Here is a 19206-nt window from a genome sequence, read left to right as displayed (position 1 = left end):
GGCGGCGAGCCGGCGTTCGAGGAGCGCCCGCGCGATCTTGCGCGCCTCCTTCTCGCTGTCGCAGCCGGTGTGGATCAGCATGGGCATGCGCGAAGCCTCTCAAAAATCGTCGGGCTGGTCGAGCCCGAAACCCGCCATCCGGGCGGCGGCGTGGTGCAGCTTCACCCGCCCGGTCCGGTCGAGATCGAGCGTTCCGACAAGCCCGTCGACGGTTGCGTCCAATGCGAACTTCCGCCCAGCCGCGCCGCCGACAAATGGGCGCGCAACTATGCGAGCGGCTACCGCTGCCCAGCAAGTCGCCGCTTGGCCGGTTCTTGGTCCGCGGGTCACATTTTCAGAGCGCGGCCTGCCGGGTATTGCGCGCATAGGCTTGCTCGGCGGTCACGCGCGCTGTCTCGGCCCGGCCCAGAACCAAGACAAAATGGAGGCCGCCTCATGCCGGGGCAGCGCCATGCACCGCGTCAGGCGCCTCCACTTTCCACCTCGATTCCTGCGACCCCGCTTCCTCCGCCCTGAGCTGCCGCGTCGCGTCGGCGCGCAGCTGCTCAATCCGTTCTTCGTGCAGTCGGCACTGTGGCAGAACACAGGCTTGAGCCGCAGTTACCCCTTTCCCCGATGGGGGCACCCCACGCGAACGATCTCGGTGGTGCCGAGGGCTGATAAGCGGTTCATGAGGGCGATGCGGATGTGGACCTCGGCGGTCTGGCGGTCGGGATCTCTCGCGGCGATGCGCTCCCCGAAAGCCTTGAGGCAGCGCATCCTGGCTTCGACACGGCTGCGGCATGAACCGAAACCCGAACGAGCCAGACCCTCCGTTCGACATCAGGCCATCGTGTCCCAGATCATCTGACGACGGACAGTCGTGCGATAGCGGGCAGGCAGAGGCTTCGTCATGCCACCCACCTAAGCGGCTGCTTCGTGGTGTGAACCGTCGGGCGGGGAGTTCTGCAACAACGCCGTGGAGACCCGATCTTCGTCACAATCCACGAAACAAGATCCGCAGTGGCAGTCCAGCAGGTCTTCTTGCCGTTGGCTGCGAACGCATAGCGACAAGACCCATGCGATGTTTTCTGCGGTCTTGGCGGGCAATATGAGTGTTCCGCTGCGGGCAGCTTGGTCCGGTACAGTCGGAGGCTGGCCCCTCCGAAGTACAGGGCCATCGCAGTTTCATCTTGATGGACTGCGCAGAAAGGACCGCTGCCAACTACAAGAGCGGCGGGGCCTACTTGTGGTGCAACCTGCTCTCCAGAATGCGTTGCTCGATGGCGTCCAGACGCTTGAGAACCTCGTCACGGTAGTCCTCCGTGGCCGCGTTGGTTTCCTGCGCATGGGCGTCCTGCATGCTGTTCACGATGAGGCCGACGACGAGGTTCACGACGGCGAAGGTCGTCACGAGGATGAAGGGCACGAAGAACATCCAGGCGTAGGGATAGGTCTCCATGACCGGGCGGACGATGCCCATCGACCAGCTTTCGAGCGTCATGATCTGGAACAGCGAGTAGGCGGAGTGGGGGATGGTCTCGAACCACTCGGGGAACGCCTCTCCGAAGAGCTTGGTCGCCATCACCGCGGCGATGTAGAAGATCAGCGCCATCAGCAGGAAAACGGATGCCATCCCCGGCAGGGCCGAGACGAAGCCGTCGACGACCCGGCGCAGCGTCGGGGCGACCGAGATGATCCTCAAAAGCCGTAGGATCCGCAGGGCCCGAAGCACCGAGAGGCCCTGGGTGACCGGCACGAGAGCGATGGCCACGATGGCGAAGTCGAAGATGTTCCAGCCGGAGCGGAAGAAGGAGAGACCCCGCGCGAAGATCTTCAACGCGATCTCGACCACGAAGATCGACAGGCAGAGGACGTCGAGAAAGACGATCAGTCGTCCGGCCGCCGCCATCGCGGCATCGGAGGTTTCGAGCCCGAGCACCACGGCGTTGAACAGGATCACGCCGGTGATGAAATTCCGCGTCGCCGAGCGATCAAGTATGTCCGCGATGTTCTGCCGGATCGACATGCCAACTCCATTCGAGAATTGGCGCCTCTATGCAAACCGGCGCGGCGGGAGACAAGCCGGATAAGCGTGCGACAGGATCGCTGCGACATCCCGTTTTGGAGAGCGCGTTAACGCAGAGCTGGCAGCACCCATTCGCTGCTCGACGGCTATTGGCCGAATGGGTCCCGTTATGGCACTCGGGGCAACATGAATTTCGGGAGGGTACGGCCAAAGCCCGCAGTTGAACTTATCAGCGCGGATGGTTGCAGTAGGCAAGAGACTGGCTCGCCCGTTCGCGACGCAACTGAGGTTTCGGTACCAACAGCAAAAGCCAAATCCGTAGCGTCAGCGATTTAAGATAAATACATAATACACATTAAACGTATGTGGCGCTGAAGCAGGGAACTTTCTAAACTGGGCTGCGACAAACGCTCTATCCTGTCGCAAACACAGGAGTTTGGAAGATGGCCCACCGCGAGCTGGATCTACGAGAACGGCGTCTGCTCGAAGACCTTCTACAGGCGAAGATGTCCGTCGCAAACATCGCGGCGAGATTGTCCCGCCATCGCTCGACGATCTACCGCGAGATCCAGCGCAATCGGTTCGAAGACAGCGAGCTGCCCCAGCTCAGCGGCTATTACGGTATGCTGGCCCAGAAACGGGCCGCCGAGCGCCGCCACAGGCGTCGCAAACTGATCCGGATGACGGCCCTGCGCGAGGCCGTCATCGATCGCCTGAAAGCCGGTTGGTCGCCCGAACAGATCGCCGGGCGGCTCCGCTTCGAAGAGCATCGCAGCACCATCTGCCATGAGACGATCTACGCCTTCGTCTATTCGCAGGATGGTCAGAGCCAAGACTTGGCGCGTCACCTGCCCGAGCATCGCCGCCAGCGCAAACCCCGTTATGCCCGTCGACCCCGAAGCCTCGTCTTTCCACTGGAACGCGCGATCCAGAACCGGCCGGAGCACATCAACGACCGCAGTGGATTCGGCGACTGGGAAGGCGATTTGATGATCTTTCGCAAGGAGTTGGGAAAGGCCAACGTCGCCTCGCTGGTGGAGCGCAAGACGCGCTATGCGGTCCTGTTCCGCAACAACGACCGTAGTTCCAAGCATCTGATGGACCACCTGATCGCCCTGCTGTCGCCCCTGCCCCTATCCGCCCGGCGCTCGATCACCTTCGACCGTGGGCTCGAGTTCAACCGCTGGCGTGATCTGAGAACGGGAATGGGCACCGAGGCGTGGTTTTGCGACCCGCAGGCGCCTTGGCAGAAAGGCTCGGTCGAGAACCTGAACAAGCGCCCAGCGCTATCTGCCGCGCGATACGGCCATCGCCGCATTGTCAGACCACGCGATGGCGGAGATCAGCGCGCAACTGAACGCCACCCCGAGACGCTGCCTCGGCTACCAGACACCGGCCGAAGCTTTCGCCGAGGAACTTCGCCAACTCGACCAGTCCTGAACCCATGTCGCAACCAGCATTGAAACCACACAGCAAAGCTAAAGTGTCACCCGTGAGCAATGCAGAAGTGTCACTCTCGCCTGCGCCGAGCACAGGCAGAGAGACCGAGCATGGGATGGGTTCTGATGAGCGAGCGCGAGTTGCAGCACGTCGAGGTTCTGGCGCAGATCGATGACGGGCGGATCGATGCCCAGAACGGCGCGCACCTGTTGGGGTTGACCCGGCGCCAGATCTTCCGACTGCTGAAGCGATATCGTGCGGATAGTGCGGCGGCGATCCGGTCGGGGATCGTGGGCAGGCCCATCTCGCCCCCCGGCTCCTCGCGCCGCACCCGGTCGAGTAGGTGTACCAGCGAGCGGTGCCCGTCTCGGCCCGCTTGCCCCGGAACTGGTCGTTGAAGATCTTGAGGCTCACCGGCCCGCGATAACCGGTGGCCATCACCGCCCGCATGAAGGCCGTCCCGTCGAGATCGCCCTCGCCCGACATGTTGCGGAAGTGGCGCGACCAGTAGAGCAGGTCCATCTCGATCATCGGCGCGTGGTATATCTGCCCGAAGGATATCCGGGCCCCGGGATTGCGCCGGATCGTCTCGAGGTCGAGTTCGCGGCCCAGCGTGTGGAAGCTGTCGCGGATTGATCGGGGTGGTCGGCGCGGCAGATCCCTCAGGCATCGCGTTGATCGTTGACGTGCCGCCCCTAGGCCAGCGCCTCGTAGCCGACGCGCGGCCCGCGCTTCGCTGCCTGCTCGTCCAGTTCGCGGAATTCATCCGCCGCGCGGTGGATGCCGCCTACGGCATCGGAGGCCACCGACGAGCAGACCGGCACCGATCTGTGCCGAGCTGCTACATCAGGTCGAACCTGCGCTCGGCCCGGTCGAAGACGGCCCGCCACGCCCCGGTCGGCCCCTCGAAATCGCGGAACGGCTGGAAGGTCTCGATCTCCAGCCCTTTGTCGCGGATCATCGCACCGATCTCGGCCGGCGAGCCGGCCTCGTCGATGAAATCCTGTTCGAAGATTTCAATACCGTCGAAGCCCGCCGCTGCGATCGCTTCGAGATTCCCGCGCAGATTACCGGGCATCGAGACCGTGGCGATGGAGCGGCGCATGATCAGTCCTCCCTGAGCCGGCTGCGCAGCGCGTCTTCGTCGAGGCTGCGACCGGTAAAGAGCCGTGAGGCGTGGACCCCCTGATAGAAGTAGAGCTCCCAGCCGGAGATGATCTGCAGGCCCTCGGCTGCCGCATCGGTGAGGAACAGCGTGTCCTCGGGCGTGTAGACCGCGTCGAAGGCCCAGGCGGCGCCCGCCATCGCCGCGCGCGGCAGCGGCGTGCCGGGATAGCCGTCCATACCGAGCGGCGTGCAGTTGATCAGCCCGTCGCAACCCCGCGCCGCCGCCTCGGCGTCGCCCGCCACCTCGACCGTCATCGCCGGCGTCGCGGCGCGGAGTTCGACCGCCAGCGTCTCGGCCTTGGCGCGATCGCGATCCACCAGCCGCAGCGCGGTGGCGCCCAGCCCTGCCAGCCCGAAGGCCACGGCGCGGCCCACGCCGCCGGTGCCGATCATCAGAACCGTGCCCGGCGCCGCCGCACCGCGCACCCTGGCATGCGCGGCCTTGAAGCCAGTGAAGTCGGTGTTGTGCCCCTTGGGCCCGTCGGCCTCGAACAGCACGGTGTTGACCGCGCCGATGCCGCGCACCAGCGGGTCGTCGACCGTGACCTTGCGCGCCGCGACCTCCTTGTAGGGGTAGGTGACGTTGATCCCGGCCCGGGTCACGGCGCAATCTGCGAACACCGCGTCGAAGTCATGGCCGAGCTCGGCGGGGATCAGGCTGTCATAGACGGTCGGTATCCCCAGCATCTCGCCGGCGATGCGGTGCAGGAGCGGCGAGCGCGAGGCGCGAATATTGTCGCCGATCAACCCGAGACGGAGCGTGTCGCTTGGCATGGTATGGTCCCTTGGCATGTCGGACCCCGTTGCCCCGGGGCCGCGCGGTGCCGAAGCGGGCGCGCAACCCGATCCAGAGCGGGGTCTGGCTGATGAAAATGAAGACGATGGCCCCGGACAGCACCAGCGACACCGGGCTGCCGAGGATGCCCCCGAACAGCCGGCCGAGATCCTCTTATTCGCTGATGATCGCCCGGCGCCAGTTCTCGTCGATCGGCCGGCAAAGGATCACGCCGAGGATGACGGGCCCAACCTGGTAGCCGTGGGCCTTGAGCAGGTAGCCGAAGGCTCCGAATAGCAGCATCCAGTAGACGGGCACTTTCTCGACCGGGTTACGACAACTGCTCTATCCTGTCGCAACCAGCATTGACCCACCCTCATCGCACGAGACGCCGGACATTCGCATCGGCGGCATCAGGTTGCGACCAGTTTTTCCATTGCGGTGCGATAGGCACTTAGAACGGCGTCCCGTTCAACGTGATGCCCGCCGCGCACCACGTGCCGTCCGGCGCTCCAGACATCGGTGACGACGCGGTCCGTCGCGGCGAAGACGAGGCCGTCCAGCAGGTTGTCGCGCGAAAGCGCGCAGAGCGCGGCGGACCGGCTGTCGATCGCAACGAGATCGGCCAGATTGCCGGTGGCGATCGAACCTGCCTCGCGGGCGAGGGCCTGCGCGCCGCCTCGCGCCGCCGACATGTAGAGAAACCGCCCGACCGACCCCTCGCCCGGGACCAGCACGTTGCGGCTCGTGTCGCGCAAGCGCTGTGAATATTCCAGCATCCGGAGCTCTTCGGTCAGCGAGATGTTGACGTTGGAATCCGACCCGATCCCGAAGCCGCCGCCGGCCGCGACATAGTCCGGGCCATTGAACGCCCCGTCGCCGAGATTGGCCTCGGTGATCGGGCACAGCCCCGCCACGGCGCCGCTCGCGGCCATGTCGCGAGTTTCAGCAATTGTCATATGGGTCGCGTGGATCAGGCACCAGCGGCCGTCCACCGGCTGATTGTCGAGCAGCCATTCGACCGGTCGCGCGCCCAGCCAGTCCTCGATCTCGCGCACTTCGCGCGGTTGCTCGGCGATATGGATGTGGATCGGCCCCTGCCCGTGCCGCGCCACCAGCCGCGACAGCACTCCGGGGGATGTGGCGCGCAGGGAATGGGGTGCGATGCCGATCCGCGCGTCCCCCGGCAGGTGCCGCAGCGCCGCCGAAGCCGCGTCGAACAGGCGCTCGAAATCGTCCACGCCATTGCCGAAGCGTCGCTGGCCCGCGTTCAGTTCGGCCTGCCCCGCGCCGCCATAGCTGTAGAGAACCGGCAGATGCGTCAGCCCGATGCCGGTCCGCGCCGCCGCCGCGAAGATCCGCTCGGACAGCTCGGCGATGTTGTCGTAGGGCATGCCGCCGGGCTGGTGGTGGACGTAATGGAATTCTCCGACGCTCGCATAGCCCGCCTCGAGCATCTCGACATAGGCCTGCGCCGCGATCGCCTCGATCTGTTCCGGGGTCAGGCGGTCCATGAAACGGTACATCAGCTCGCGCCAGGTCCAGAAGCTGTCCCGGCCGGCCTGTCGGAATTCGGTCATGCCCGCCATCGCACGCTGGAAGGCGTGGCTGTGCAGGTTGCCAAGCGCCGGCAGCAGCGTGTCCACGCGGGTATCATTGGCTTCGGGCCCGGTGCCGGGATCGATCGAGACGATCCTGCCATCGCGCAGATCCAGCCGGACATTCGTCGCCCAGCCTTCGGCCAGCAAAGCCTGCTTCGCGTATATCACGGCCATATCCTGCGATCTTAAGACAGTTATGTATAGACATATAGGCGCGCCGCCGATAAGAGGAAAGCAGAATCTGGAGACATGTCCGATGCCCGATGCGCCCCGGCTGCTGACCAACCTGACCGCCGCCACCCTGGTCGGGGACGCGCCCTACGGGCTGGTTTCGGATGGGGCCATCGCCATCGAGAGGGGGCATGTCCGCTGGATCGGCGCGCGCGCCGACCTGCCGTCCGATTTCGCCGGGGCCGAGCGGGTCGATCTGGGCGGGCGGCTGGTGACGCCGGGGCTGATCGACTGCCACACGCATCTAGTGCATGGCGGCGACCGCGCCGCCGAATTCGAGATGCGGCTGAACGGGGCCAGCTACGAGGAGGTGGCGCGCGCGGGCGGCGGCATCGTCTCGACCGTCACCGCAACGCGAGAGGCGACGCAGGAGGCGCTGCTGGCCGGCGCCCTGCGTCGCGCCGACGCGCTGATCGCCGAAGGCGTCACCACGCTGGAGATCAAGTCGGGCTACGGGCTCGACCTCGAAACCGAGCTTCGCATGCTGCGGGTGGCGCGGGCGGTCGAGAAGAACCGATCGGTGCGGGTGAAGACCAGCTTCCTTGGCGCCCATGCGGTGCCGGTCGAATACCGGGACCGGGCCGACGCCTATATCGACGAGGTCTGCATCCCGGCGCTCCGGGCCGCCCATGCGGAGGGGCTCGCGGACGCGGTAGACGGCTTTTGCGAGGGCATCGCCTTTTCCCCAGCCCAGATCGCGCGGGTCTTCGACGTGGCGCGGGCGCTCGGTCTGCCCGTGAAGCTCCATGCCGAACAGCTGTCGAATCTCGGCGGCGCGGCGCTGGCGGCGGGTTACGGCGCGCTTTCGGCCGATCACGTCGAATATCTCGACGAGGCCGGCGTGAGGGCGATGGCCGGGGCCGGTACGGTCGCGGTCCTGTTGCCCGGCGCCTTCTACACGCTGCGAGAGACGCAAGAGCCGCCGGTGCGAATGCTGCGCGATCACGGCGTGCCCATCGCGATCGCCACCGATGCCAATCCGGGCTCGTCGCCGCTGACCTCGCTGCTGTTGGCGATGAACATGGGCTGCACCCTGTTCCGCCTGACACCGGAAGAGGCGCTGCGCGGCGCCACCGTGAACGCCGCCCGCGCCCTCGGGCTGGACGATGTCGGGACCATCGCCCCCGGCCAGCGCGCCGAACTGGCGGTCTGGGATGTCGAGGCGCCCGCCGAGCTATCCTATCGCATCGGGTTCAACCCGCTGCATTCCCGCATTTTCGGAGCCGTTCAATGACCAGTCTGACGCTCACCCCCGGCGCGGTGACGCTGGCCGATCTCGCCCGCCTGTATCGCGGCGAAGCCGCCCTGCGCCTCGATCCCGCCTGCCATGGAGCCATCGAGGGGGCCGCCGCCCGGATCGCCGCCGCCGCCAATGGCGAAGCGGCGGTCTATGGCGTGAACACCGGCTTCGGCAAGCTCGCATCGGTCAAGATCGCGGCCGAGGACACGGCGACCCTGCAGCGCAACCTGATCCTGTCGCATTGCTGCGGCGTGGGCGATCCGATCCCGCGCGCGCAGACCCGGCTGATGATGGCCTTGAAGCTGCTCAGCCTCGGGCGCGGCGCCTCCGGCGTGCGGATGGAGCTGATCACCCTGATCGAGGAGATGCTGGCGCGCGGCGTGACGCCGGTGATCCCGGTGCAGGGCTCGGTCGGGGCCTCGGGCGATCTGGCGCCGCTGGCCCACATGGCGGCGGTGATGATGGGTCATGCCGAAGCTGTCTTCGAGGGCGAAACCCTGCCCGGCGCCGAGGCGCTGAGGCGCGCCGGGCTCGCGCCGGTGGAGTTTGGCGCCAAGGAGGGGCTGGCGCTGATCAACGGCACGCAGTTCTCCACCGCCTTCGCGCTGGCGGGGCTGTTCGACGCTTGGCGGGCGATGCAGGCGGCGCTGGTGACTTCGGCCATGTCGACCGATGCGATCATGGGCTCCACCGCGCCCCTGCAGCCTGAAATCCATGCCCTGCGCGGCCATGCCGGGCAGATCGAGGCCGCCTCGGTCATGCGCGCCCTGCTCGACGGCTCGGAGATCCGCGAAAGCCACCGCGAGGGCGACAGCCGGGTGCAGGACCCCTATTGCATCCGCTGCCAGCCGCAGGTGACCGGCGCGGCGATGGACATGCTGCGCATGGCCGGCCGCACGCTAGAGATCGAGGCCAACGCCGCGACCGACAACCCGCTGGTGCTGACCGAGGCGGGGCTGATCGTCTCGGGCGGCAATTTCCACGCCGAGCCGGTGGGCTTCGCCGCCGACATGATCGCGCTCGCCGTGGCCGAGATCGGCGCCATCGCGCAGCGCCGCATCGCGCTGATCGTCGATCCGACGCTGAGCTTCGACCTGCCACCCTTCCTGACCCCCGCGCCGGGCCTGAACTCGGGGCTGATGATCGCCGAAGTGACGACAGCGGCGCTGATGAGCGAGAACAAGCACCTCGCCAATCCTTGCGTGACCGACTCGACGCCAACCTCGGCCAACCAGGAGGACCACGTCAGCATGGCCGCGCATGGCGCGGTGCGGCTGGGCCGGATGGTGGCGAACCTCGAGCGGATCCTTGGCGTGGAATTGCTGTGCGCCGCGCAGGGCATCGAGTTCCGCGCGCCGCTTTCCACCAGCGCGCCGCTGCAAGCGGTGCTGAACCGCCTGCGTATGCATGTCCCGCCCCTGACCGAAGACCGCTACATGGCCCCCGATCTCGAAGCGGCCGCCTTACTGGTGCGCGGCGCGGATGTCGTCGAGGCGGCCGGCACGCCGATGCCGGAGCTGGGCGCATGACCCCGGTCGAGGTCAGCCGCGGCGACGGCCCGGTCGTGCTGGGCCTGCCGCATACCGGCACATGGCTGCCCGAGGATGTCCGTGCCCGGCTGAACGCGCGCGGGCGGGGGCTCGGCGACACCGACTGGCACATCCACAGGCTCTATGATGGCCTGCTGCCCGGCGCGACGACCGTGCGCGCCACCTTCCACCGCTACGTGATCGATGCCAACCGCGACCCGTCGGGCCAGAGCCTCTATCCGGGGCGGAACACCACCGGGCTGGTTCCGCTGACCGATTTCGACGGCGCGCCGATCTGGGACGACGCGCCCGACGCCAATGAGATCGAGGCGCGCCGCGTCGCCTATCACGCGCCCTATCACGCCGCGCTCGAGGCAGAGCTGGAGCGGGTCCGCCAACGCCATGGTGTGGCGATCCTCTACGACTGTCACTCAATCCGCAGCCATATCCCGTTTCTCTTCGACGGCACGCTGCCGGATTTGAACATCGGCACCAACATGGGCGCGACCTGCGCCCCCGCCATCGAGTCCGCGACGCGCGAGATCTGCGAGGGGTCGGAGGGTCACACCACGACCGTCAACGGTCGCTTCAAGGGCGGCTGGACCACCCGCCATTACGGTCGCCCGGCCGAGGGGCTGCACACGATCCAGATGGAGCTGGCGCAATCGACCTACCTGACCGAGGAAGCCCCGCCTTGGGCCTTCGACGCCGAAAAGGCCGACGGTCTGCGCGGGCTTCTCGCCCGCATTCTCGAATCTCTGGCCGATCTGGCCCCGTCCCTTGGAGGCAAACGATGACCGATCCTCGCCACAACATGCGTGACGTCTATCCCCCGACCGGCCCCGAGATCACCGCCAAAAGCTGGCTGACCGAGGCACCGATGCGGATGCTGATGAACAACCTGCACCCGGATGTGGCCGAGAACCCGCACGAGCTGGTGGTCTATGGTGGCATCGGGCGCGCGGCGCGCACCTGGAAGGATTTCGACATCATCGTCGCCAGCCTGAAGGAGCTGGAGGACGACCAGACCCTGCTGGTGCAGTCGGGCAAGCCGGTGGGCGTGTTCCGCACCCACAAGGACGCGCCGCGGGTGCTGATCGCCAATTCCAACCTCGTGCCGCATTGGGCGAATTGGGACCATTTCAACGAGTTGGACAGGAAGGGCCTGGCCATGTACGGCCAGATGACCGCCGGGTCCTGGATCTACATCGGCAGTCAGGGCATCGTGCAGGGCACCTACGAGACCTTCGTGGAAGCCGGGCGTCAGCACTACGACGGCAAGCTTGCGGGGCGCTGGATCCTGACCGGGGGGCTGGGCGGCATGGGCGGCGCGCAGCCCCTGGCCGCCGTCATGGCGGGCGCCTGCTGCCTCGCGGTGGAATGCGACGAGACCCGCGCCGAATTCCGCAAGCGCACGCGCTATGTCGACGAGATCACCCATTCGCTGGATGAGGCGCTGCGGATGATCGAGCGCTGGACAAATGCCGGCGAGGCGAAATCCGTGGGGCTGATCGGCAACGCGGCGGATGTGTTCCCCGAACTGGTGAAGCGCGGCGTGCGCCCGGATATCGTCACCGACCAGACCTCGGCCCATGATCCGATCCATGGCTACCTGCCGCAGGGCTGGAGCGTGGCGGAATGGCGCGACAGGCAGGAAAGTGATCCCAAGGCGGTGGAGAAGGCCGCGCGTGCCTCGATGAAGGTGCAGGTCGCGGCGATGGTCGATTTCTGGAACGCCGGCGTGCCGACGCTCGACTACGGCAACAACATCCGCCAGGTGGCGCTGGAAGAGGGTCTGGAGAACGCCTTCGCCTTTCCCGGCTTCGTGCCCGCCTATATTCGCCCGCTTTTCTGCAAGGGCATCGGCCCGTTCCGCTGGTGCGCGCTGTCGGGCGACCCGGAGGACATCTACAGGACCGACGCCAAGGTCAAGGAGCTGGTGGACGATCCGCATCTGCACAACTGGCTCGACATGGCGCGCGCGCGGATCAGCTTCCAGGGCCTGCCCGCGCGGATCTGCTGGGTGGGACTGGGCGTGCGCCACAAGCTGGGGCTGGCCTTCAACGAGATGGTCCGCAATGGCGAGTTGAAGGCGCCGGTGGTGATCGGCCGCGATCACCTCGACAGCGGCTCGGTCGCCTCGCCGAACCGTGAGACCGAGGCGATGAAGGACGGCTCGGACGCGGTGTCGGACTGGCCGCTCCTGAACGCGCTGCTGAACACCGCCTCGGGCGCGACCTGGGTGTCGCTGCATCACGGCGGCGGGGTCGGCATGGGGTTCAGCCAGCACTCCGGCATGGTGATCTGCTGCGACGGCACCGAGGATGCCGATCGCCGGATCGCCAACGTGCTGTGGAACGACCCGGCCACCGGCGTGATGCGCCACGCCGATGCGGGTTACGACATCGCCAGGACATGCGCGCGCGAGCACGGGCTGAACCTGCCCGGCATACTCTGACCGCCCGCCGAAACCCGCGCCCGCCTCTGCCGGGGCGGGCTTCGCGCCCTAGTACTGCGTGGTCATCCTGTGACCGCGCCGATAGGTCAGCCGCACCAGCGTGATGGCCTTTCCTTGAAGCCAGGTGGTGCGCTCGGCGCGAAACAGCGCGTCGCCGGTCGAACACCCGAGATGATCGGCGAGATCGCGGTCCGCCTCGACGGCCGAAAAGGCGATCTCGGCGTTCGAGAACGGAAGCTCGGCCACCAGCCACTCGTTCGGGCCGGTGGTCGAGAAATTCGCCTCCGTCACGCTAGGGACGACCTCGGGATTGATCCAGCGATCCTCGTGCTGGTAGGGCATGCCGCTGGCGTAATGCATGCACACCAGATGCAGCACCTGCTGACCGGCGGCCAGCTCCAGCCGGCCCCGCAGCCAGTCCGGCACCTCCTGCATCTCCCGATCCACCAGCGCATAGCGATACTCCGCCCCCTGGGCCGCGATCTCCTCCCGCACGATGGGGATCGAGAAGCGGGCCTGCCGGATCGGCGTCATTCGCACCCTTGTGCCGGCCTTGCGCTTGCGCTCGACGATGCCCTCCTCGGCCAGCTCCCGCATCGCCCGGTTCACCGTGGCCCGCGCGCAGCCATAGCTCTCGGCGAGGTCGATCTCGTTCGGCAGGAGGCTGCCCGGCCGCATCACCCCGCGCGCGATCTGGTCGAGCAGGTCGGCCTTGACGTCCTTGAAGGTCACGCTCATCGATCCGCCTCTATTCCCACCTCGGCGGATCCGGGCAACGAACCGGCCCAGCTCGGTTATCGCCGGTCCGCCTCTGGAAAGAGCATACATAAAACAATAAGAACAGACAATAGGATCGGCTCGCGGGGTCGCTCCAAAGATCGTCCGGTCTGCATTGGCATGGGGTATCCCCGCGCATTTTTCCTCGAAAGTGTCGGGAGACATCGCCGCAAAAACCCATGCCGATCCGTCAACCCTGACCGTAATTGTGCGAAGAGAGGGCTCCGACCTCGACGAACCGCTCCGTTGCTCTGCCAGACAAGCCGGGATGGCGCGGTGATGCTGGCCCCGGGACACGGAGCCGATCGGCAGTCCACGGTCGACACGATACTTTATGACCCACCATGCGACACGCTGGATTTCAGCGGGTCTGGGGCCCAATCCGTGCCCGCACGACCTGTCGCAATTCGGTCGGGCGGAACTCGGGTAGCAGCTGCGCGAGCTTTTCGGGGGAAAGGCTATGCGGCGTGTTCCACAGATAGCGCATCTCGCGCAGTTCGCGCGCCAGTTCCCAGACCGGCGACAGGAGGGTCATCGCCCACCAGGGAAAGCGGGCGAAGCGCAGCGCGCGGCCGGTCGCCCGCTCCAGTTCCGCCTTCAGTTCATGCGCGGTGAAGGCATGGCCCGGGAAAGGCACGTCCTCGAAGCGTTCGAGAGTGTCACGGCGCTCGGCCAGCATCACCGCCGCCCGCGCCCAGTCCGGAACATAGGCATAGGCCTGCAACACGTCGGCACCACCCGGCAGCGTGATCCGGCCCTTGCGGATGGCGCGCAGGAAGACGGCGCCCATCACGTCGCTGTCATGGTCGGGATCGATGAAGTTTCCGGCGCGCAGCACCACGGTCCGCACGCCCGAGGCGCGATAGGCCCGCTCCATCTCCACCCGGATCCGGCCCTTGCGCGCGACCGGGCGGTGCGGTGTCGCCTCGGACCACATGCCGCCTCGATCGCCGAAATTATAGACGTTGCCGGGAAGGATGACGGTCGCACCGGAAGCCCGCGCCGCGTCGATGACCCGCGCGGTGATCGCCGGAATGATCCGATCCCAGTCGTGATAGGCGGGCGGGTTCAGCCCGTTGACGATGACGTCGCAACCCGCGGCGGCCTTGGTCATGTCGGTGCCCCGGGCGTAGCGGCGCACGGTCCAGCCGGCGCTGGTAAAGGCATTAGCGGAATGGGCACCGATCTTGCCATTGGCGCCGAGGATCAGGACGGTGGGCATGGCTCTCTCCATTCAGGGTCCGGTAGAGAGGATGTGCGGCTCGGCATTGAATAGGAATTGCCAGATCTGGCATGATGCGTATTCATCAATGAATGGATACATCATTCGCCAATCTCGACTGGTCGCTGATCCGGGCCTTTCTCGCTGTGGCCGAGACCGGTTCGCTCTCCGCCGCCGCGCGGGCCTTGGGCACCTCGCAGCCCACGCTCGGGCGACAGGTGAAGGCGATGGAGGCGCAGCTCGGCGCGGAGCTTTTCCATCGCCGCCCCAAGGGCCTCGATCTGACCGAGACGGGCGCGGCGCTGGTCGAACCGGCCCGCGCCATGCGCGCCTCCGCGAACAGCATCGCGCTTGCCGCCGCCGGTCGCGCGGCGCGGCTCGAAGGCACCGTGCGGATCGCCGCGAGCGTCGCCATGGCGCTGCATCACCTGCCGCCGATCCTCGCCCGGATCCGAGCGGACGAACCCGCGATCCAGATCGAGCTCGTGCCCTCCGACAGCAGCAGCAATCTGCTGTTCCGCGAGGCCGATATCGCGGTGAGGATGTATCGCCCGCGGCAGCTCGACCTCGTCACGACCCATTTGGGCGATATCGAGCTGGGACTGTTCGGCGCCACCGGCTATCTCGACCGGTGCGGCCGTCCCGTGCGGCAGGACGAGCTGCTGGAGCATGACTTCGTCGGCTACGATGCGAATCCGGCCATTCTCGACGGCTTCCGCGCCGCTGGTTTCGCGCTTTCGCGCGAATGGTTCGCCACGCGCTGTGACGATCACGCAGTCTATTGGGAGCTGGTGCGCGCGGGCTGCGGCCTCGGATTTGCGCAGGCCAGCGTCGGCCGCGCCTGCCCCGGCGTGGAGGAAATCCGTGTCGGACTCGAACTGCCGAGCCTCCCGGTCTGGCTGACCGCGCATGAAACGATGCGGCGCACCCCGCGCATCCGCCGTGTCTGGGACATGCTGGCCGAGGGGCTCGCCCCGCTCGTCGCTTGAGCCGGGTAGCGAGGGGCCGCAGGTTCATGGCTTTGTAAGGGGGGCGCCGGACCCGCCGGGTTCCGGTTCGTTCCGAGCGGGGCGGGGCGGGGTCGTCCGCGCGATAGGGCTTGGCCTTAAGCCGAAAAGGGGAAGTTTTGCCAAGCACAGGCGTTCGGCTGTCAGGCGCCGGACAAGGGGGCGACGAGCCGCATCCTTCCAAGCCCACCGATGCCTTACCCTGCGCCTTGAGGCCCCCATGGGCGCATGCCGGGCGTGGCCGGCGATCGGCTACGGCTCTCGCGGGTCATTGTCATCCCGAGGCCGCGTCTCCACATTGCGCTCAAAGGATCCAAAGGACCGATATGCCCCGTTCGTTCAAAGCCTTGCCCGGCGCGCCCGTCGCGGAGCGCCGCCCCTCGATCGCCCATGTCCACGGTGTCGATCTGCATGACGACTATGCCTGGTTGCGCGCGGCGAACTGGCAGGAGGCGATGCGGGAGCCGCAAAAGCTGCCCGCCGACATCGCCGGCTACCTGGAGGCCGAGAATGCCTATTACGAGGCGGCGATGGCCGACACGGTCGATCTGCAGGCGCGATTGGTCGAGGAGATGCGCGGCCGCATCAAGGAGGATGACAGCAGCGTTCCGCGCGATCACGGCCCCTTCGCCTACGCGATGCGCTTCGTGGAAGGGGCGGAGTATCCGCTCTTCACCCGCACGCCGCGCGACGGCGGCGCGGAACAGGTCGTGCTGGACGTGAATGCCGAGGCCGCGGCGCAGGCGTATTTCCAACTGGGTCGCAGGCAGGTCTCGCCCGACCACAAGGTCCTGGCCTGGACCGCCGACGTCAACGGCTCCGAGTTCTACCGCCTGTCGTTCCGCGACATCGATGCCGGCACCGATCTCGACTATCACATCGAGGATGTCGCGTCGCTCGCATGGGCCGATGCGCGGACGCTGTTCTACGTGCGCGTCGATGCGCGGCATCACCCGAACAAGGTGTTCCGCCACGTGCTCGGCAGCGATCCGGCCGAGGATGTCCTTGTCTTCACCGAGGCGGACACCCGCTACGGCGTCGCCGTCCACCGGCTGCGGTCGGGTGAGTTCGTCGCGCTGTCCACCGGCATGAACGACGAGAACGAGATCCACGTGATCCCCACCGGCGATCCGCAGGCCGCGCCGCGGGTGATCGAGCCCCGGACCCGGGGTCTCGAATACGAGGTCGAGCAGCAGGGCGACAGCTTCCTGATCCTGACCAATGCCGACGAGGCCTTCGACTTCAAGGTGGTGCGCGCGCCGGTCTCGGCCCCCTCCCGCGCCAACTGGGTCGACCTGATCCCGCACGAGCCCGGTCGGATGATCGTGAGCCTCGCCGCCTATCGGGGCTGGACGATCTGGATGGAACGGCGCAACGCCCTGCCCCGCATCTGCTATGTCGCGCAGGGGCGGCCGATCTCGGAGGCGCGGCCCATCGCGTTCGAGGAACAGGCCTATTCGCTGGGAAGCGATCCCAGCCCGGAATACGACACCGACAGCTTCCGCTTCACCTATTCCTCCCCCACCACGCCGCCGCAGGTCTTCGACTACGACCTGACGAGCGGCGAGCGGGTGCTGCGCAAGACCACCGAGATCCCCTCGGGCCACGACCCCGCGGACTACGTGACGATCCGGATGGCGGCCACATCGCATGATGGCGCGCAGGTGCCGGTGACGATCCTGCACCACAAGGACACGCCGCTCGATGGCACGGCGCCCTGCCTGCTCTATGGCTATGGCTCCTACGGCGCGAGCATGCCCGCCGCCTTCTCCGCCAACCGGCTGAGCCTGGTGGATCGCGGCTTCGTCCATGCCATCGCCCATGTGCGCGGCGGCGAGGAGCTGGGGCGCAACTGGTACGAGGCGGCGAAATTCGGGGGCAAGCCCAACACGTTCCACGACTTCATCGCCGTGGCCGAGGCGCTGGTCGATGGCCGCTATGCCGCCCGCCGTCGGATCATCATCCAGGGTGGCTCCGCCGGGGGGCTGCTGGTGGGCGCGGTTCTGAACATGCGTCCCGATCTCTGGGCCGGGGCCATCGCCGACGTGCCCTTCGTCGACGTGCTCGCGACGATCCTCGACGACACGCTGCCGCTGACCCCGGGAGAGTGGTCGCAATGGGGCAACCCGATCGAGAGCCGTGAGGCATTCGACGACATCCGACGCTATTCGCCCTATGACAACGTCACCGCGCAGGACTATCCGCCGATGCTCGTGACCGCCGGCGTCTCGGATCCGCGCGTCACCTACTGGGAGCCGGCCAAATGGGTCGCGCGGCTCCGCGCCACCAAGACCGACGACAACATCCTGATGCTGCGGACCAACATGAGCTCGGGCCATTTCGGCAAGTCGGGACGCTTTGCCGCGCTCGAGGATGCGGCGCGCTCCTATGCCTTCGCGATTAAGGTCACCGGGACGGAGGACGGGGCGCGGAGCTAGCGCGCCCCGGCGCCCCGTGCCCGACCGGCCCTAGCGATAGATCAGCGTCGGCAGCCACATGGTGACCGCCGGCACGAAGGTGATCAGCACCAGCACCAGCACCAGCGGGATCAGGAACGGCGCGGTGGAGACGACGCAGCGCTCGAACGGGATCCTGGCCACGCGCGCGAGCACGTAAAGCACCATGCCGACCGGCGGGGTGAGCAGGCCCAGCATCAGGTTCAGCACCATGATGACGCCGAAATGCACCGGGTCGATGCCGAGCTCCATCGCCACCGGCAACAGCACCGGCACGAGGATCGTGATCGCCGCGACGGTCTCCATGAAGCAGCCGACGATCAGCAGGATCAGGTTGATCAGCAGCAGGATGACCCAGGGCCGGTCCGAGGCCGAGAGCAGCATGCCCGCCACCGCCTCGGGCACCCGGTTCGAGGTCAGGATCCAGGCGAAGATCGCCGCCGCGGCGACCACGAACAGCACCACCGCCGTGGTCTCGATCGTGTCGAAGGTCACCCGCAGGAACCGCCGCAGGGTGAGCGTGCGGTAGATCACGAGCCCGAGGAACATCGCCCAGGCGCAGGCGGCGACGGCGGCTTCGGTCGGGGTGAAGGCCCCTGACAGGATGCCGCCGACGATGATCACCGGCGTCAGCAGCGACAGGAAGGCGCGCCCGAACGAGCTGACCAGCAGCGACATCTCGAACGGCTGGTCGCGCGGAAAGCCCCGGCGCCGCGCGAAGAAGGCGACCATCAGCATCAGCGACACCGCCATCACGATGCCGGGCACGAAGCCCGCGGCGAAGAGCTGGCCGATCGAGGTGCCGGCGACCACGCCGTAGATCACCATCGGCAGCGATGGCGGGATGATCGGACCGATGGTCGATGAGGCGGCCGTCACCCCCACGGCGAAGCCGGCATCGTATTTGGCGTCGCGCATCGCCTTGATCTCGATCGCGCCGAGACCGCCCGCATCGGCCACCGCCGCGCCCGACATCCCCGCGAAGATCACCGAGGCGCCGACATTCACATGGCCCAGCCCGCCGCGCATCCAGCCCACCAGCGCCAGGGCGAAGTTGAAGATGCGCTCCGTGATCCCGGCGGTGTTCATCAGGTTTCCCGCGAGGATGAAGAACGGCACCGCGAGCAGCGGGAAGCTGTCGACGCCGTTGATCATCCGATGCGCCACCACCATCGGCGGCGGCATCCCGTTGGCCAGGATGAACACCGCCGAGGACCCGGCGAGGGCGATGGCCACGGGCACCCCGAAGAGCAGCAGCGAGAACAGGATGATGAAGAGAAAGGCGATTTCCACGG

Annotated in this window: 14 protein-coding genes and 3 pseudogenes; 7 read left to right on the top strand and 10 right to left on the bottom strand. The window is 67.0% G+C overall.

What is annotated here, in order from left to right; all coding sequences use genetic code 11:
* Window positions 1-99: 99 nt before the first annotated feature.
* The 3 genes and pseudogenes from O4G76_RS12580 to O4G76_RS12570 all read right to left on the bottom strand — a co-directional run bounded on the left by O4G76_RS12580 (window position 100) and on the right by O4G76_RS12570 (window position 2008).
* Window positions 100-222 carry a hypothetical protein gene (locus O4G76_RS12580; protein WP_269397658.1) on the bottom strand — a complete coding sequence of 41 codons (123 nt, stop codon included), beginning with the start codon at window positions 220-222 and terminating at the stop codon, window positions 100-102.
* A 378-nt stretch (window positions 223-600) separates the two neighbouring features.
* Window positions 601-780 (bottom strand): annotated as a pseudogene (locus tag O4G76_RS12575) (hypothetical protein); the annotation flags it as partial.
* A gap of 442 nt (window positions 781-1222) precedes the next feature.
* On the bottom strand, window positions 1223-2008 hold the full coding sequence (locus tag O4G76_RS12570; RefSeq protein WP_269397657.1) for an ion transporter: 786 nt from the start codon (window positions 2006-2008) through the stop codon (window positions 1223-1225).
* Window positions 2009-2451: 443 nt separating this feature from the next.
* Here O4G76_RS12570 and O4G76_RS12565 point away from each other — a divergent pair.
* Window positions 2452-3448 (top strand): annotated as a pseudogene (locus tag O4G76_RS12565) (IS30 family transposase).
* 235 nt (window positions 3449-3683) lie between these two features.
* Here the strand turns inward: O4G76_RS12565 and O4G76_RS12560 are convergent.
* The 4 genes and pseudogenes from O4G76_RS12560 to O4G76_RS12545 all read right to left on the bottom strand — a co-directional run.
* Window positions 3684-4553: pseudogene (locus O4G76_RS12560) on the bottom strand (sugar phosphate isomerase/epimerase family protein); the annotation flags it as partial.
* 2 nt (window positions 4554-4555) lie between these two features.
* Window positions 4556-5389: a shikimate dehydrogenase gene (locus tag O4G76_RS12555; RefSeq protein ID WP_269397656.1), complete on the bottom strand. Its 834-nt coding sequence runs from the start codon at window positions 5387-5389 to the stop codon at window positions 4556-4558.
* Between the two features lie 175 nt (window positions 5390-5564).
* Complete coding sequence (locus tag O4G76_RS12550) at window positions 5565-5693, bottom strand: hypothetical protein (RefSeq protein WP_269397655.1); 129 nt, start codon at window positions 5691-5693, stop codon at window positions 5565-5567.
* 110 nt (window positions 5694-5803) lie between these two features.
* The gene (locus O4G76_RS12545) at window positions 5804-7165 is read right to left on the bottom strand and encodes a formimidoylglutamate deiminase (RefSeq protein WP_269397654.1); all 1362 of its coding nucleotides are present in this window, start codon (window positions 7163-7165) and stop codon (window positions 5804-5806) included.
* An 82-nt stretch (window positions 7166-7247) separates the two neighbouring features.
* Here O4G76_RS12545 and hutI point away from each other — a divergent pair, with 82 nt between their 5' ends.
* From hutI to hutU, 4 genes are read left to right on the top strand one after another with little or no spacing between them, the layout of a single operon-like run.
* A complete protein-coding gene (gene hutI, locus O4G76_RS12540; protein WP_269397653.1) occupies window positions 7248-8456 on the top strand; it encodes an imidazolonepropionase in 1209 nt (402 codons plus the stop codon).
* Window positions 8453-9991, top strand: a complete 1539-nt coding sequence (gene hutH, locus O4G76_RS12535; protein ID WP_269397652.1) for a histidine ammonia-lyase — start codon at window positions 8453-8455, stop codon at window positions 9989-9991. The genes hutI and hutH overlap by 4 nt, the downstream gene beginning before the upstream one ends.
* On the top strand, window positions 9988-10788 hold the full coding sequence (hutG, locus tag O4G76_RS12530; protein ID WP_269397651.1) for an N-formylglutamate deformylase: 801 nt from the start codon (window positions 9988-9990) through the stop codon (window positions 10786-10788). Before hutH ends, hutG begins: the two co-directional genes overlap by 4 nt.
* Window positions 10785-12449, top strand: a complete 1665-nt coding sequence (hutU, locus tag O4G76_RS12525) for a urocanate hydratase (protein WP_269397650.1) — start codon at window positions 10785-10787, stop codon at window positions 12447-12449. The genes hutG and hutU overlap by 4 nt, the downstream gene beginning before the upstream one ends.
* 48 nt (window positions 12450-12497) lie before the next feature.
* Here hutU and O4G76_RS12520 read toward each other — a convergent pair whose 3' ends face one another.
* Both O4G76_RS12520 and O4G76_RS12515 read right to left on the bottom strand, forming a co-directional pair.
* A complete protein-coding gene (locus tag O4G76_RS12520; protein WP_269397649.1) occupies window positions 12498-13187 on the bottom strand; it encodes a GntR family transcriptional regulator in 690 nt (229 codons plus the stop codon).
* A gap of 400 nt (window positions 13188-13587) precedes the next feature.
* Window positions 13588-14448: an NAD-dependent epimerase/dehydratase family protein gene (locus tag O4G76_RS12515; protein WP_269397648.1), complete on the bottom strand. Its 861-nt coding sequence runs from the start codon at window positions 14446-14448 to the stop codon at window positions 13588-13590.
* Between the two features lie 92 nt (window positions 14449-14540).
* Between O4G76_RS12515 and O4G76_RS12510 the strand changes: the two genes are divergently transcribed.
* Entirely contained in the window at window positions 14541-15437 is an 897-nt protein-coding gene (locus O4G76_RS12510) for a LysR family transcriptional regulator (protein WP_269397647.1), read from the top strand.
* 344 nt (window positions 15438-15781) lie between these two features.
* Window positions 15782-17893 (top strand): S9 family peptidase, encoded by a 2112-nt coding sequence (locus tag O4G76_RS12505; protein ID WP_269397646.1) that lies wholly within the window; start codon window positions 15782-15784, stop codon window positions 17891-17893.
* Window positions 17894-17923: 30 nt separating this feature from the next.
* On the opposite strand, the gene O4G76_RS12500 is transcribed toward O4G76_RS12505, so the two are convergent.
* A complete protein-coding gene (locus O4G76_RS12500; RefSeq protein WP_269397645.1) occupies window positions 17924-19204 on the bottom strand; it encodes a TRAP transporter large permease in 1281 nt (426 codons plus the stop codon).
* Between the last annotated feature and the right edge of the window lie 2 nt (window positions 19205-19206).

The sequence above is a fragment of the Limimaricola sp. G21655-S1 genome (genome assembly GCF_027213785.1).
Classification (GTDB): Bacteria; Pseudomonadota; Alphaproteobacteria; order Rhodobacterales; family Rhodobacteraceae; genus Limimaricola.
The sequence above is the reverse complement of the archived record's forward strand: the minus strand, read 5'-3'. Positions and strand labels throughout refer to the sequence as shown.

Bases quoted from the DNA above. Each gene is read 5' to 3' on its own strand.
- O4G76_RS12570 (WP_269397657.1), bottom strand. From the start codon at position 2,008: ATGTCGATCCGGCAGAACATCGCGGACATACTTGATCGCTCGGCGACG.
- O4G76_RS12555 (WP_269397656.1), bottom strand. From the start codon at position 5,389: ATGCCAAGCGACACGCTCCGTCTCGGGTTGATCGGCGACAATATTCGC.
- O4G76_RS12550 (WP_269397655.1), bottom strand. From the start codon at position 5,693: ATGCTGCTATTCGGAGCCTTCGGCTACCTGCTCAAGGCCCACGGCTAC.
- O4G76_RS12545 (WP_269397654.1), bottom strand. From the start codon at position 7,165: ATGGCCGTGATATACGCGAAGCAGGCTTTGCTGGCCGAAGGCTGGGCG.
- hutI (WP_269397653.1), top strand. From the start codon at position 7,248: ATGCCCGATGCGCCCCGGCTGCTGACCAACCTGACCGCCGCCACCCTG.
- hutH (WP_269397652.1), top strand. From the start codon at position 8,453: ATGACCAGTCTGACGCTCACCCCCGGCGCGGTGACGCTGGCCGATCTC.
- hutG (WP_269397651.1), top strand. From the start codon at position 9,988: ATGACCCCGGTCGAGGTCAGCCGCGGCGACGGCCCGGTCGTGCTGGGC.
- hutU (WP_269397650.1), top strand. From the start codon at position 10,785: ATGACCGATCCTCGCCACAACATGCGTGACGTCTATCCCCCGACCGGC.
- O4G76_RS12520 (WP_269397649.1), bottom strand. From the start codon at position 13,187: ATGAGCGTGACCTTCAAGGACGTCAAGGCCGACCTGCTCGACCAGATC.
- O4G76_RS12515 (WP_269397648.1), bottom strand. From the start codon at position 14,448: ATGCCCACCGTCCTGATCCTCGGCGCCAATGGCAAGATCGGTGCCCAT.
- O4G76_RS12510 (WP_269397647.1), top strand. From the start codon at position 14,541: ATGGATACATCATTCGCCAATCTCGACTGGTCGCTGATCCGGGCCTTT.
- O4G76_RS12505 (WP_269397646.1), top strand. From the start codon at position 15,782: ATGCCCCGTTCGTTCAAAGCCTTGCCCGGCGCGCCCGTCGCGGAGCGC.